Origin of the sequence: Pseudomonas multiresinivorans, from assembly GCF_012971725.1 — a bacterium.
Taxonomy (GTDB): Bacteria; Pseudomonadota; Gammaproteobacteria; order Pseudomonadales; family Pseudomonadaceae; genus Pseudomonas; species Pseudomonas multiresinivorans.
Map to the genome: position 1 here is coordinate 1,459,456 of NZ_CP048833.1, position 12,054 is coordinate 1,471,509.

The window sequence follows — 12,054 nt, forward strand, 5'->3', positions numbered from 1 at the left end:
ACCCATGAGTAGCCAAGACATCTACGCCCGCTCCGCCACCACCTTGCCGTCGCCTTCGGTGCGGCACGAGGAGGAAGTGGCCAAGCTGATCGACGTGTCCAAGTGCATCGGTTGCAAGGCCTGCCAGGTCGCCTGCTCGGAATGGAACGAGCTGCGCGACGAGGTGGGTCACAACCACGGCACCTACGACAACCCGATCGACCTGACGGACCAGTCCTGGACGGTCATGCGCTTCACCGAGCATGAGAACCCCAACGGCAACCTCGAGTGGCTGATCCGCAAGGACGGCTGCATGCACTGTGCCGAGCCGGGCTGCCTAAAGGCCTGCCCGAGCCCCGGCGCGATCGTGAAGTACGCCAACGGCATCGTCGACTTCAACCAGGACCACTGCATCGGCTGCGGCTATTGCATCACCGGCTGCCCGTTCAACATCCCGCGCATCTCGCAGAAGGACCACAAGGCGTACAAGTGCACCCTGTGTTCCGACCGCGTGGCCGTGGGCATGGAGCCGGCCTGCGTGAAGACCTGCCCGACCGGCGCCATCGTCTTCGGTACCAAGGAGGACATGAAGGAACACGCCGCCGAGCGCATTGTCGACCTGAAGTCCCGTGGCTTCGAACACGCGGGTCTGTATGACCCCGAAGGCGTCGGCGGCACTCACGTGATGTACGTGCTGCACCATGCCGACCAGCCGTCGCTGTATGCCGGCCTGCCCGACAAACCGGCGATCAGCCCGATGGTCAGCCTGTGGAAAGGCCTGACCAAGCCGCTGGGCCTGCTGGCCATGGCCGGCGTGGTGCTGGCCGGGTTCTTCCACTACACCCGCATCGGCCCCAATCGGGTCGAGGAGGACGAGGAGGACGGACCCGACCCGCAGGCGCCGGTGCACAAGGTCGATCCTTCGGTGCATGACTATGATCCGCGTGATCCCCGCTGACTGACTTCCACCCTCCTCGCGGGGAGGGCGGAAAAGGGCAGCAAGGAGCCCGACGACATGAAAAAAGATATCCAGCGTTACAACGCCAACGAACGGAGCAACCACTGGATGGTGGCCATTCTGTTCTTCCTCGCCGGCCTCTCGGGGCTGGCGCTGTTCCATCCGGCCATGTTCTGGCTGACCAACCTGTTCGGCGGTGGGCCGTGGACGCGCATTCTCCATCCCTTCCTCGGGGTGGCGATGTTCCTGTTCTTCCTCGGCCTGGTGATTCGCTTCGCCCACCACAACCTGGTGGAAAAGCGCGATGTGCAGTGGCTCAAGCAATGGCGTGATGTGGTGACCAACCGCGAGGAAAACCTCCCGGAAGTGGGTCGCTACAACGCCGGGCAGAAGCTGCTGTTCTGGACCCTGCTGCTGTGCATGCTGGTGCTGCTGGTGACCGGCTTCGTGATGTGGCGTGCGTACTTCAGCCACTTCTTCGGCATCGACCTCATCCGTATCGCCTCGCTGCTGCATGCCTTCGCCGCCTTCGTACTCATCTGCAGCATCCTGGTGCACATCTACGCCGGCATCTGGGTGAAGGGTTCGATGGGCGCCATGCTCTATGGCTGGGTCAGCCGCGGCTGGGCGCGCAAGCACCACGCCGCCTGGCTCAAGGACGTGGACAAGGGCAAGGGCCACTGACCCTCGACGTAGCCGCCGGCTGAGGCCAGTGCTTCCGCCGGCACGAACCATCCCCTCTCCCTTCAGGGAGAGGGCCAGGGAGAGGGGCTTTCCAGGCCCCGCTCCGAACCCAACAAGGAGTCCTGCGTGTCAGGCCGAATTCTCGAACCCGGGCAGATCGAAGCTGCCGCAAACATCCCGCCGCTGTTCAATCTACCGCCCCACGACCTGTTCTCCCGCCGCGCCGCGCGCCTGCGTGAACTGGCACCGGATAATCCGCTGCAGGGCTACCTGGAGCTGATCGCCGGGGTCTGCGACGCTCAGCAGGTGCTGCTGGAACGCAAGCTGTTCCTGCCCACGCCGGACGCCGCCGCGCTTGCCCGCAGCCAGGAACACCGCATGCCGCCGCTGGCCTACGAGGTCCTGGTGCGCGAAGGTGCGTGGCTGCCGCTGCTGGATGCCTTCCTCGATGCCTATGAACTCACCGCCAACCCGGCCGTGGTCGAGGCGCTGAAGGCACTGCGCAACGCCGACTCCGGCCAGCGCAAGGCCTGGGCGCTGGGCCTGCTCAACGGCCAGTTCGACCTGCTGCCGCCAGCCCTGGTGCCCTTCCTTGGCGCCGTACTGCAGGTCGCCTTCAGCCAGTGGCTGCTGCAATTGCCGGAAGACACCCTGGTGGAAACCGACAGCCAGACTCTCTGCCCGGCCTGCGGCGCACCGCCGGTGGCCGGGATGATCCGCCACCAGGGCAAGCACGCCGGGCTGCGTTACCTGGCCTGCTCGCTGTGTTCCTGCGAATGGCACTACGTGCGCGTGAAGTGCAGCCACTGCGCCGAGAGCAAGGGGCTGGCCTACTACTCGCTGCAACGCGAGGGGCTCGCCAGCGACCAGGCGCCGCTCAAGGCCGAGACCTGCCCCGGCTGCCAGTCCTATCTCAAGCAGTTCTACCTGGAACACGACAAGCACGCCGAGGCCCAGGCGGACGACCTGGCCAGCCTCGCTCTGGACATCCGCCTCGCCGAGGACGGCTACTTGCGCAGCGCGCCGAACCTGCTGCTGGCGCCGGGTGGCGCTGGCTGAATCTGCTCTTCGTAGGGCGGATAACGCGGCACGCGTTATCCGCCGTCAGCTTCGCTTCGATTGGGCCGGCGGATAACCGCGAGCGGTTATACGCCCTACACTGACTCCAGCCATCGACTCCGCATTAAGGTTCGTCCATGACCTCGGTACGCCTGCCTTCCATCGACCGCCTGCTGCGCAGCCCGGCCTGCCAGCCGCTGCAGCAACGCTATGGCCGCGAGGCCCTGCTCAAGACCCTGCGCGACCTGCTCGACGAACTGCGCGAGCCCGCGCGCCACGGCCAGCTCGCTGCCGTCGAACTGGAAGAGTCCGTGCTCGCCGGCCGCGCTGGAGAGCGTCTCGCCGCCCACCACGCCAGCCGCGTGCGCCGGGTGTTCAACCTGACCGGCACCGTGCTGCACACCAACCTCGGCCGTGCGCTGCTGCCGGAAGAGGCCATCGAAGCCATCACGATGGCCGCGCGCTACCCGCTCAACCTCGAATTCGATCTCGCCACCGGCAAGCGTGGCGACCGCGACGACCTCATCACCGGGCTGATCCGCGAATTGACCGGCGCCGAGGGCGTCACCGTGGTCAACAACAACGCCGCAGCCGTACTGCTGGCGCTCAACAGCCTGGGTGCGCGCAAGGAGGGGATCATTTCCCGTGGCGAGCTGATCGAGATCGGCGGCGCCTTCCGCATCCCCGACATCATGTCCCGCGCCGGGGTGAAGCTGGTCGAGGTCGGCACCACCAACCGCACCCACGCCAAGGATTACGAAGCCGTCATCGGCCCGCGCTCCGGCCTGCTGATGCGCGTGCACACCAGCAACTACAGCGTTCAGGGCTTCACTGCCAGCGTGCCGACGCCACAACTGGCACAGATCGCCCACGCCCATGGTTTGCCGCTGCTGGAGGATCTGGGCAGCGGCACCCTGGTCGATCTCACTCGCTGGGGTTTGCCAAAGGAGCCAACCGTGCAGGAAGCCCTGCGCGACGGCGCCGACATCGTCACCTTCAGTGGCGACAAGCTGCTCGGCGGCCCGCAGGCCGGGTTGATCCTCGGCAGCAAGGAGCTGATCGGCAGGATCAAGAAGAATCCGCTCAAGCGTGCCTTGCGCGTGGACAAGCTGACGCTCGCCGCGCTGGAGGCCGTGCTCAACCTCTACCGCGATCCCGACCGCCTCGCCGAACGCCTTACCAGCCTGCGCCTGCTCAGTCGCCCGCAAACCGATATCCGCAGCCAGGCGCAGCGCCTCGAACCCGCGTTTGCCACGCTTCTGGGGGAAGGCTGGAGTGTTAGCGCCGAGGATGCGCTCGGCATGATCGGCAGCGGCGCGCAGCCAGTGGCGCGGCTGCCCAGCGCCGCATTGTGCCTGCGTCCGAACCAACCCAAGCGTCAACGAGGCCGCGCATTGCTGGACCTCGAAGAGCGTCTGCGCTGTCTGCCCATCCCGGTGCTCGGCCGCATCGACGATGACGCGCTGTGGCTCGACCTGCGTCAGCTCGACGACGAGCCCGGCTTCGTCGCGCAACTGCCGATGCTGGCCGAGGGCGAGGCGTGATCGTCGGCACCGCTGGGCACATCGACCACGGCAAGACGTCCCTGCTGCGCGCCCTCACCGGCGTCGAAGGCGACCGCCGCCCGGGCGAGCGCGAGCGAGGCATCACCATCGACCTGGGCTATGTCTACGCAGAGCTCGGCGACGGCGCGTTGACAGGTTTTATCGACGTGCCGGGGCACGAGCGCTTCGTCCACAACATGCTCGCCGGCGCCAGCGGCATCGACCTGGTGTTGCTGGTGGTCGCCGCCGACGACGGCGTGATGCCGCAGACCCGCGAGCACCTGGCCATTGTCGAACTGCTCGGGATACGTCGCGCCATCGTTGCGCTGACCAAGGCCGACCGCGTGCTGTCCGAGCGGGTGGAGCAGGTCACGGACGATCTGCACGAACTGCTGGCCGACGGGCCCTTTGCCGGTGCACCGGTCATCGCGGTTTCCAGCGTCAATGGCGAGGGCATCGACATCCTGCGCGACGCTCTTCGCGAGGCGGCCCGAGAGACCCGCGAGCTGGCGGCGAACGGCGGATTCCGCCTGGCGGTGGATCGCGCGTTCAGCGTCAGTGGAGCGGGTATCGTCGTCACCGGAACTGCCTTTGCCGGCAGCGTCCAGGTCGGCGATGAGCTATTGCTGGGCACTGCCGGCCGCCGCGTTCGCGTGCGTGGCCTGCATGCACAGAACCGCGAAGCGCAGCAGGCCCACGCCGGCCAGCGGGTGGCGGTGAATATCACTGGCGAGCGGCTGAGCCTCGACAAGATTCACCGCGGCGACTGGCTGATCGCCCCGGAGCTTCACGCACCCACCACGCGCATCGATATCGACCTGCAGTTGCTACCCAGCGAAAGCCGTGCCTTTGCACACTGGACGCCAGTGCATGTCCACCTTGGCGCGCAGGACGTCACCGGCCGTGTCGCACTACTGGAAGGCGAGCGGCTGCAGCCTGGCGAACGTGCTTTCGCGCAGTTGGTGCTGAATGCGCCCAGCCATGCCGTACACGGCGACCACCTGGTGCTGCGTGACCAGTCCGCGCAACGCACCCTTGGCGGCGGCCGCGTGCTCGACCCGTTCGCCCCGGCGCGCAACCGGCGCAGCCCGGAGCGCATGGAGCAGTTGCGCGCACTGCAGGGCGACAGACTCGAAGGTGCCTTGCCAACCCTGCTGGCGCACGCCAGCAATGGCCTCGATCCTGCGCTGCTGGCGCGGCAGTTCAACCGCCCGCGCGAGGGCTGGCAACTGCCCTCGGCACTGGCCGAGATCAACACGCGGCTTGGCGCTCGGCTGTTCGCCGCCGAGCGCTGGTCCGCGCTGCAGCAGCAACTGCTCGATGCCCTGCAACGCTTCCACGCAGAAGTCCCCGACGAACTCGGCCCCGACCGTGATCGCTTGCGCCGCTACGCTTTCTCTTCGCTGGAGCGGCCGGTCTTCATCGCCCTGCTGGAAAGCCTGCTGGCGACCGGGCAGGTCGCCAGCAGCGGTCCCTGGCTGCACTTGCCGGATCACCGGGTACAACTGGTCGAGGCTGACGAGAAGCTGCGCGAACGCCTCTGGCCATTGTTGCTGGCAGGCTCCTTCGACCCGCCCTGGGTACGCGACCTGGCTCGGGAGCTGGGGGAGGAGGAGGCCGACGTGCGCCTGCTGTTGCGCAAGCTCGCTCGCCTGGGCCAGTTGCACCAGGTGGTGAAGGACCTGTTCTACCCCGAGCAGACCCTGCGCCAACTCGCCGGCCACGCCCTGCAACTGCGCGACGAAGCCGGCATCATCCGCGCCGCCGCCTTCCGCGACCGTATCGGCATCGGCCGCAAGCGCTGCATCCAATTGCTGGAGTACTTCGACCGCATCGGCTTCACCCGCCGCTTCGGCAATGAGCGACGGATAAGGGAGGATTCGGCGTTGGCGCAGGGCGCGTCCGACGACAATTCCTGACTATTGGTCGGATGCAGATTTCGCGGAACAGGGGGGATCGCCTACAGTGAGGCGGGTGTATACGAGGTATATACTTTTTCATCACCAGGTAGTTCCCCCATGAGTAAAGAAGCCGTATTCACCATGAAGCTCGAACCCGAATTGCGCGCCGAGTTCATGGCCGCAGCCGAGGCGGCTCATCGCCCTGCGTCTCAGGTCATGCGCGAATTGATGCGCGATTTCATACGCCAGCAACGCCAGGCTCAGGACTACGACGACTACCTGCAGGCCAAGGTCGAGGCGGGGCGTGCTTCGATGGCTGCGCGAGACGGGCGCTCGGACGAAGAGGTCGAGGCGGTATTTGCGGCGCTTCGATCAAGGGCAACCGAGCGTAAATGAAGGTCTTCTGGACGCGGGATGCTCAGCAGGATCGTCTCGATATCTGGGAATACCTCGCCTCCGAAAACCCAGGCGCTGCCGCGCAGATGGACATCCTTTTCAGCGCTACCGCCGCCAGGCTCAGGAGCTTCCCGATGATGGGCAAGCCCGGCCGAATTCCCGGCACGCGTGAGCTGATCCCCCATGAGAGCTACCGGCTCGTCTATCAGATCGAGGCCGACGCTCTGTGGGTTCTCGCACTGGTGCACACATCCAGGATGTGGCCTCCATTGAGCGAGGATCGACGCCATCAACAGTGAGCGCGGCGGTCGGCGCCAAGTCTTGCTCGTCTCCTCTTGAAGAAGCCTTCTGAACACTCTATCCGCCGTGTTCTTCTTATAGCCTTGCTCACTACAGGGAAGAGGGGCCAATGATTTCCTGGCTGCTTCTGCTGTTTATTGCCGACACCTGACTGCCGTCGTGTCGGACCTGGGCAGGCGTTAGCGTGATGGCAAAACCTGATCCACCCGTTGCACGAGGTAGTCATAGAACGGGTTGGATGTCACCCGCTGGAACAGGTCCAACCCGACGATCAGTACGCCGCGTTCACCGCGAGGCGTGAGGGTGCCCAGGTGGATACCGAAGTCCTCCGTGGTGTCCGGGTGCTGGCCATACAGCGCGTCATTGGGCGGGAAGGGCAACGCCACATGGGACAGGGAGAACAGGTCCGGTGGGTAGCTCGCCGCCAGCGGCTGGCTCTCCTGTCGCTGGCTGTGGGCAGTCGTATGCAGAGCTGCAACCTGGCTGCCCAGCGGGCTGTTGGAGATTACCGTCAGGTCGTAGTTGCGCTGGCGCTCCGGCAGGAGGCGGTCGCCCAGCGTGGCCATTTCCGGGCGCAGCAGCGGGCCGTAGTTCAGTGAGCGGTTGAGGTCGAACAGCACGAGTTCGCTACCGTTGTCCGGCAGTCGGTCGTACAGGTTGCTGATCACCGCGGGGGTGCTGACGGTGCTGTCGGCCAGGGACTGGAAAGTGAGGATCGGTGGCAGGCGAGTGAGACTGCCGCTGCGATTGGCGCTCTCCAGGCTGCGTTGGACGGCGTCGGTCAGCTCCACGGTCTGGCGCGCTGCGGAGATGGGGAAGGAGTTGTATTTGAAGGGGTTGAACTCCGGCAGTACGTTGAGCCACGCCGCCTTGGCGAAGGCCGGCAACAGCGCTGGCAAACCGGCGAACCCGGCAAACTGGGCGTAACGGGTGACCCCGATCATCGGCGAGATCAGCACCAGTTGCTTCGGCATGGCCAGGCTCGCGTCGTCCAGCGCATCCAGGCTGTACTTCATCGCTAGCGCGCCGCCGTTGGAGAAGCCCACCATCAGCAGCGGTGCGCCCCTGGGCAATTGCGCCGATGCCTCGCGCACGGCCAGCCGGGTGGCGGCCATCCAGTCTTCCCAGCCCGCATCGGTCAGCCCGGCAGGTACCGTGCCGTGGCCCGGCATGCGGATCGCGATGACCACGAAACCCTGTTGCCGCAGGTGCTCGCCCAGGTGGCGCAGGCTGTAGGGCGAATCGGTCAGCCCGTGCAACAGCACTGCCGCGCCGCGCACTTCGCCGGCGGGATGCATCTCGTAGGAACGGTTCCAGTCGGTGGCGAAGTGGCCGGGGTAAACCTCGCTCCGGTCGAAATAGCGGTTGTAGGCCACGCGCTCGAAGGGTTGCAGGCTGGCCGCCATTTCCTTGCGCATGGCCTGCATGAGCCTGTCTTCGGCGGCCAGGTATCCGGCCCAGTCCAGATGGTCGATGTCATCGCTGTGCAGATCGTTCGGTACCCAGGTATGCCAGGGCTCCAGCGGCGGGATATTGCGCAGCGCGGCGACCCGCAGCCCCAGCGCCAGAACGGCGATGGCGAGGATGACGATGACTACCCAGAGCAGTGCCCTGGTGAGTTTGGCGTTCAGCATGGAGTTCCCTTGTCAGCTTGCGGGACAAGCATAGAGCCCCAGGCGCCACAAAGTCCGCCGGTGGCTCAAATGGCCGCGGTCGCCTCGACATAGGCGGAGTTGCCGATGCCCACCTGGGCCCAGACGGGGCGCGTCTCATTGCCCTGACGATCGTATTGCTCGTCCGCATCCCACAGCGTGATGATCTGGCCGGGGAACAGGTATTCGCTGTCGGTGAGCTCGTGGGCGCCGGAGTCGTCCGCCGAGGCGATCAGCGAGAACAGCTCGCCGGCCGACAGCGCAAACACGTCCACACCCTGGTAGCGGGTGAGGTATCGATCGCTCTGGGAGATACCGATGAACCAGATCAAACCTTGCTCATCACACTCGGTCTGGATCGCCGCCTGGCAGAAGTAGTCCGTTGGCCCGTTGGACGATTCCAGCGGAAAACCGGCGGCAGCCAGCGCGTCGCGCGCCATGACTCGCGTGTCGCCCAGACAGACCGGGCCGATGCCCTGGTGTGGGGAAATCTCGAGGATGGGTAAAGTGGGCTTCATGCCGTTGTAGCTCCCTGGGTTGCCGCTGGCGAGGTTAGAGCACGGGCACCCAGATTGCCGTCTTTTTCTGGCTAATCAATAGCAATTTGATTGTACTTGGCCATATTTGTATGAAGGGCTGTCGGGAATGGCGTCACGCTCCAGCCAGCGCTGCGGCATCACTGCGCTGGCATCCAGCGTGGCAACAATGGCAACATCCGGGCTCCCGCTTTCGCCGCTGCATTCGCGCAGCCGGCTTCTGACCAGGGAAGGCAATCACGCCCGGTGGCGTGGCCGGGCTTCAAACCCTCTAAAACAGTGCTTTGATGCGTTGCTATACGTTCCAACGCCACTGTTTTCGCCGGTTTGGTGTCCCAATCCGTAGCTTTTCGTGCCATCGATTTCGACACATTTTCGACAGGCGTCCGTCACTGCTCGAAAGGTGTCAGTGGGTGCGGCTGCGGAAACCGAATGACTATCCTTGATCGGACGATTGGATTGGCACTTCATGAAAAGACCTTCGGTACTTCTGATTCTTGCTATAGGTTTTCTCTGCAGCAGGGCCTATGCGCAGAGCGAACTGGAGCCCTGCGGTAATGAATTTTCCGGTGAATACTATGCACGTGTGGATAGAGTAATTGCCGAAGCTGTTGGTCAGCGCGCTCAGCTGAAGTTAACAACTATTCCTTCGTTTGAGCCTGAGTCCGGCGTGCGCCTTGTTGGCACGGATGTGTACTTTGTTAAGTTCTTGAATTCCTTATGGGCGGAGGCCACTTCTTTTGATGAAGCTGGGTATGGCCATACGGACTATGCCAAGCCGCAAATCACCACTGAGGTACGCCACGCCCCGCTTGCTCCAGGACTTGCTAAGCGTGTGGAGCAAGTTTTCTTGCAGTCAATTGCAAACACCAAAAAGTCTGATGAATTGAGGCTTGATGGTGTTACTTATCGATTTTCGACAGATAAGAATAGCTGTGGCACTACTTGGTCACCTGATCCGGAATCGCATGGTGGACGCTTGGTGAAAGTATTTAGGCTTCTTGAAAAACATGCCGTTTTGGAAAGCGCTAGTGATCTAAAGAATAGTGAAGACTCAATTTCTCTGGCCTTAGATGAGTTGAAGGTTGAGTAATGCATGGTCAATATGGGTTGGCTTGGGCGGGCTCGATCATGGAGAGCAGCAGGGCGCTAAATCGAGGTCGAGTGTTTTCCTATGGACGATGATGTGATACTCGCCAAAGCCCAGGAACTGGTGGAATCTGGCTCCGCCAGAGAGGCGCATCTTCTAATCCAGCCTCTGCTGAAAGCGTCTCAGCCGGACGCCTTATTTCTGTATTCGACCTATAGCGTCGATAGAAATGAGTCCAATGAGGAGTTCGAGAGACGGAGCGTTGCTCTGCTGACTAAAGCGTCCACCCTCGGACATGTAGGAGCAACCTTTGTCCTTGCCGGCTATTACGACTCCGGCGACATGGTTCTGATGGACAAGCCATATGCCGCTCAGCTGTGCAAAAGAGCTGCGGACGGTGGTCATCCCACGGCCAAGCTCATCCACGGCTTGGACTTGTTCTATGGCGCTAATGGCATTCGGCAGGACAAAGCATTGGGACGACAGCTCATAGAGGAAGCGGCCCAGGAAGGTGTCGACGGTGCTTTGGCACGAATCCAAGAACTGGGTTCGTACTGACGCCTCCTAAGCTCAGTAGCTGATTGTAACCAGCAGCAGGAAGCGGCCAAAAGGGGCCGTTTCGGTGAGGATCAAGCACCTATGCTCATCCGATTTACGACACTGGCAATGGACCCTGACTCAGGCCACACAACTGGAATCTTGGTTTGTGCTCATGACCTTCGAGATAACGGTGATCTCACTGTTGGCGAACACTCCGAGCTACGTAACTGCTTGTCTTGGTTCAACGCGAATTTGTTTGTACCGGGTGTCCTTAAGGCGGAAGAGCATCGTCGCGCCATCTCATGGTTCAAGCCGGCTGCCAGTGAGGCTATTCAGCATATGTGGCAGCTAAAAGGCATTCTGGAACCCCATGGTTTTCACGTCGAAGTGCTTCGGTCAGCAGATCCGGGCGCCGTGGTCTATGAGGATGATTGGCAAATCATCGCTAAGCCCAGGAAGGGGCAGCGCTTTTAGGAGCGTATGTGCGTTTAGTCAGTTCTCTTGAGCGCATTTGGCCGACACTCGCCTTCAGGTGGATAGCAGTGTCTGGCTGGTACCCGCCTTTCGCTCGGGCAGCAACGGGCTGGATGCTTGCCGCCTGATGCGGTCTACTTCGGAGTTGAGGTGGAGCTTCCAGGTGTAGGGAATCGAACCCTTGAGAATAGTGCGTTGATGCATCGCTATACGTGCCATTGTCACTGTTTCCGCAGCTTCGGTGACTCGTTCCGTGCCTTTCTGTGGCATTGATTTCGACACATTTTCGACACGTGTCGGATGACCGCAACCGGCTAGAAGCAGATATTCGACTTTCTCCGTTTATAACCAGTGACTGCCTTTCGGATTAGGAGCCCAAAGCTGCTTTCGCCTGCCCAAAGCGAATTGGGGCACCCGTTCTGCATTGGTTAGACTGCAGCATCGTTCTCAAGGAAAACCTCTTATGGAAAGCCCAGGTTGCGTTCAACACACCGAGAAAGTAATCGAAGCGCTGGGCTACTGGCCTGGCTTTCATGATGCGGAAGTGATTTCGGTGTCTGCCACCAGGGCCATGGCTGGCCATCCGGTTGCCACGTCAGCACGGCTCTGCGTCAACGTTCGCCAGTACAAAGAGGTCGGTGCAGGGACCGCAGACTACGAAATGGTCTGTATCAGGAGCGTCCTGATTGAATTCTTGTTCAGCGATCTGCAATACCTGTCTCTTGAGGATTTCAATCACCAGAATGTCATTGATTCGATTGAATTTACTGTCTTGGAGAACCAGTCCATCGAAGTGAATGTTGCGTCCATATGGGGGCTAGGTGGTGTTATCAGGTGTGCGAGGGTCGAGATAGGGGATGTCACTCGCCTGCTTTGAATCCTGAGTGGCCGAGCCAAGAGTGCATCGACGCGCGAGCGTCCGCTATGGGGCGGTAGCGGCC

Annotated in this window: 13 protein-coding genes; 11 read left to right on the forward strand and 2 right to left on the reverse strand. The window is 62.6% G+C overall.

The window, feature by feature from the left end:
- The first annotated feature begins 4 nt into the window (after nucleotides 1-4).
- From fdxH to G4G71_RS06610, 7 genes are all read left to right on the forward strand, one after another.
- Nucleotides 5-937, forward strand: a complete 933-nt coding sequence (fdxH, locus tag G4G71_RS06580) for a formate dehydrogenase subunit beta (RefSeq protein ID WP_169936305.1) — start codon at nucleotides 5-7, stop codon at nucleotides 935-937.
- Between the two features lie 57 nt (nucleotides 938-994).
- Nucleotides 995-1,621 (forward strand): formate dehydrogenase subunit gamma, encoded by a 627-nt coding sequence (locus G4G71_RS06585; protein WP_169936308.1) that lies wholly within the window; start codon nucleotides 995-997, stop codon nucleotides 1,619-1,621.
- 126 nt (nucleotides 1,622-1,747) lie between these two features.
- Nucleotides 1,748-2,680, forward strand: a complete 933-nt coding sequence (gene fdhE, locus G4G71_RS06590) for a formate dehydrogenase accessory protein FdhE (RefSeq protein ID WP_169936310.1) — start codon at nucleotides 1,748-1,750, stop codon at nucleotides 2,678-2,680.
- A 137-nt stretch (nucleotides 2,681-2,817) separates the two neighbouring features.
- Nucleotides 2,818-4,224, forward strand: coding sequence for an L-seryl-tRNA(Sec) selenium transferase (gene selA, locus G4G71_RS06595; RefSeq protein WP_169936312.1), 1,407 nt, complete (start codon nucleotides 2,818-2,820; stop codon nucleotides 4,222-4,224).
- A complete protein-coding gene (selB, locus tag G4G71_RS06600; RefSeq protein ID WP_169936314.1) occupies nucleotides 4,221-6,143 on the forward strand; it encodes a selenocysteine-specific translation elongation factor in 1,923 nt (640 codons plus the stop codon). The genes selA and selB overlap by 4 nt, the downstream gene beginning before the upstream one ends.
- A gap of 99 nt (nucleotides 6,144-6,242) precedes the next feature.
- Nucleotides 6,243-6,521 (forward strand): antitoxin of toxin-antitoxin stability system, encoded by a 279-nt coding sequence (locus G4G71_RS06605; RefSeq protein WP_169936316.1) that lies wholly within the window; start codon nucleotides 6,243-6,245, stop codon nucleotides 6,519-6,521.
- Nucleotides 6,518-6,820 (forward strand): type II toxin-antitoxin system RelE/ParE family toxin, encoded by a 303-nt coding sequence (locus tag G4G71_RS06610; protein ID WP_169936318.1) that lies wholly within the window; start codon nucleotides 6,518-6,520, stop codon nucleotides 6,818-6,820. Before G4G71_RS06605 ends, G4G71_RS06610 begins: the two co-directional genes overlap by 4 nt.
- Nucleotides 6,821-7,000: 180 nt before the next feature.
- Here the strand turns inward: G4G71_RS06610 and G4G71_RS06615 are convergent, their stop codons facing one another.
- On the reverse strand, nucleotides 7,001-8,455 hold the full coding sequence (locus G4G71_RS06615; RefSeq protein ID WP_169936320.1) for an alpha/beta hydrolase: 1,455 nt from the start codon (nucleotides 8,453-8,455) through the stop codon (nucleotides 7,001-7,003).
- A 65-nt stretch (nucleotides 8,456-8,520) separates the two neighbouring features.
- Nucleotides 8,521-8,991 carry a polysaccharide deacetylase family protein gene (locus tag G4G71_RS06620; protein WP_169936322.1) on the reverse strand — a complete coding sequence of 157 codons (471 nt, stop codon included), beginning with the start codon at nucleotides 8,989-8,991 and terminating at the stop codon, nucleotides 8,521-8,523.
- Nucleotides 8,992-9,478: 487 nt separating this feature from the next.
- On the opposite strand from G4G71_RS06620, the gene G4G71_RS06625 reads away from it, so the two are divergent.
- The 4 genes from G4G71_RS06625 to G4G71_RS06640 all read left to right on the forward strand — a co-directional run bounded on the left by G4G71_RS06625 (nucleotide 9,479) and on the right by G4G71_RS06640 (nucleotide 11,990).
- A complete protein-coding gene (locus G4G71_RS06625; protein ID WP_169936324.1) occupies nucleotides 9,479-10,102 on the forward strand; it encodes a hypothetical protein in 624 nt (207 codons plus the stop codon).
- Nucleotides 10,103-10,183: 81 nt separating this feature from the next.
- Nucleotides 10,184-10,657, forward strand: coding sequence for an SEL1-like repeat protein (locus G4G71_RS06630; RefSeq protein ID WP_169936326.1), 474 nt, complete (start codon nucleotides 10,184-10,186; stop codon nucleotides 10,655-10,657).
- Nucleotides 10,658-10,738: 81 nt separating this feature from the next.
- Nucleotides 10,739-11,113 (forward strand): hypothetical protein, encoded by a 375-nt coding sequence (locus G4G71_RS06635; RefSeq protein ID WP_169936328.1) that lies wholly within the window; start codon nucleotides 10,739-10,741, stop codon nucleotides 11,111-11,113.
- Nucleotides 11,114-11,576: 463 nt separating this feature from the next.
- On the forward strand, nucleotides 11,577-11,990 hold the full coding sequence (locus G4G71_RS06640) for an Imm50 family immunity protein (protein ID WP_169936330.1): 414 nt from the start codon (nucleotides 11,577-11,579) through the stop codon (nucleotides 11,988-11,990).
- Nucleotides 11,991-12,054 lie beyond the last annotated feature (64 nt).

Coding starts and splice junctions, on each gene's coding strand:
- fdxH (WP_169936305.1), top strand. CDS start 5: ATGAGTAGCCAAGACATCTACGCCCGCTCCGCCACCACCTTGCCGTCG.
- G4G71_RS06585 (WP_169936308.1), top strand. CDS start 995: ATGAAAAAAGATATCCAGCGTTACAACGCCAACGAACGGAGCAACCAC.
- selA (WP_169936312.1), top strand. CDS start 2,818: ATGACCTCGGTACGCCTGCCTTCCATCGACCGCCTGCTGCGCAGCCCG.
- G4G71_RS06605 (WP_169936316.1), top strand. CDS start 6,243: ATGAGTAAAGAAGCCGTATTCACCATGAAGCTCGAACCCGAATTGCGC.
- G4G71_RS06610 (WP_169936318.1), top strand. CDS start 6,518: ATGAAGGTCTTCTGGACGCGGGATGCTCAGCAGGATCGTCTCGATATC.
- G4G71_RS06615 (WP_169936320.1), bottom strand. CDS start 8,455: ATGCTGAACGCCAAACTCACCAGGGCACTGCTCTGGGTAGTCATCGTC.
- G4G71_RS06620 (WP_169936322.1), bottom strand. CDS start 8,991: ATGAAGCCCACTTTACCCATCCTCGAGATTTCCCCACACCAGGGCATC.
- G4G71_RS06625 (WP_169936324.1), top strand. CDS start 9,479: ATGAAAAGACCTTCGGTACTTCTGATTCTTGCTATAGGTTTTCTCTGC.
- G4G71_RS06630 (WP_169936326.1), top strand. CDS start 10,184: ATGGACGATGATGTGATACTCGCCAAAGCCCAGGAACTGGTGGAATCT.
- G4G71_RS06635 (WP_169936328.1), top strand. CDS start 10,739: ATGCTCATCCGATTTACGACACTGGCAATGGACCCTGACTCAGGCCAC.
- G4G71_RS06640 (WP_169936330.1), top strand. CDS start 11,577: ATGGAAAGCCCAGGTTGCGTTCAACACACCGAGAAAGTAATCGAAGCG.